Here is a 1,105-nt window from a genome sequence, read left to right on the forward strand (position 1 = left end):
GCCCCGGCGACATCGTCGGCATCGACCCGCGGGTGGTCTCGCGGACCGAGCCGCGGGCCTGGGTCACCAACGCCGAACCCAACTACCTGGCGCACATCGAGTTCTACGACGAGGACTTGCCCTGGCAGTACAGCCCGCTGGCACCCGAGGCGGACACCGGACGGCTGCGGCCCTGGCTCGCCCTGGTCGTACTGGAGGGGCCGAAACAGACCGGCGAGCCCGGCGAGTTCACCGAGGGCGCGGCGCCCGGGCGGCCGCTGCCGTTCATCACCGTCACCGACCCGGCCGGCACGCTGCCGCCGCCGGAGCAGCTCGGTGCCTGGGCGCACGTGCACGTCGACGGAAAGCTCGACGACCCGATCGTCTCGGAGAACATGCCCGCCACGCTGGCCGCGCTGCGGCAGGTGCTGCGCGCCAATCCCGACCGGGCCTGCTCCCGGCTGATCTGCCCTCGGCACCTGCGGCCGAACACCGGGTACCACGCCTTCCTGGTGCCGGCCTTCGAGACCGGGCGGCTGGCCGGCCTCGGTCTCGACCCGGGTGCCGCGCCGAGCGCCGCACACTCCGCCTGGGGGCCGAACTACCCCAACCGGCAGGCCCCCGGTCAACTCCCCTACTACTACCGCTGGTTCTTCGGCACCGGCACCGCGGGCGACTTCGAGTACCTGGTCCGGCTGCTGCAGCCCGGGCAGCCCGACCCCCGGGTGGGGCGGCGCGATGTCGACGTCCGGCGCTCGCCCGGACCGGGCCTGCCCGGGATCACCGAGCCCGCCGCGCTCGGCGGGGTGCTCAAGCTGGGCGGGGCACTGCGGGTGCCCGACCGCGAGCCGGACCTGTGGGACAACTGGGACGGCCGCTTCCCCACGCCTCCGCCACCGCCACCGCCGGCCCCGCCGCCGCCCGTTCCGCTGCCGTACCCGCACCCCTTCCAACAGGCCCTCGCCGGACGGATCAACCTGGCCGACGACTACCTCGAACACCCGCCCGCGGTCGCGCACGCCCGGCTGGCCGGGCCGCTCGGTCCGACGGACGCGGCGGCGGACAGCGCCGCGGCGCCGAGTCCCGGTGCGGCCGATCCGGTGATCACCCCGCCGCTATACGGGCG

The 1,105-nt window shown here is 75.5% G+C and carries 1 pseudogene; it reads left to right on the plus strand.

Annotated features, from left to right (window positions below):
* A pseudogene (locus VR45_RS09365) lies at window positions 1–1,105 on the plus strand (hypothetical protein); the annotation flags it as partial.

It is taken from the genome of Streptomyces sp. NRRL S-495, from assembly GCF_000966955.1.
In the GTDB taxonomy this organism is placed as follows: Bacteria; Actinomycetota; Actinomycetes; order Streptomycetales; family Streptomycetaceae; genus Kitasatospora; species Kitasatospora purpeofusca.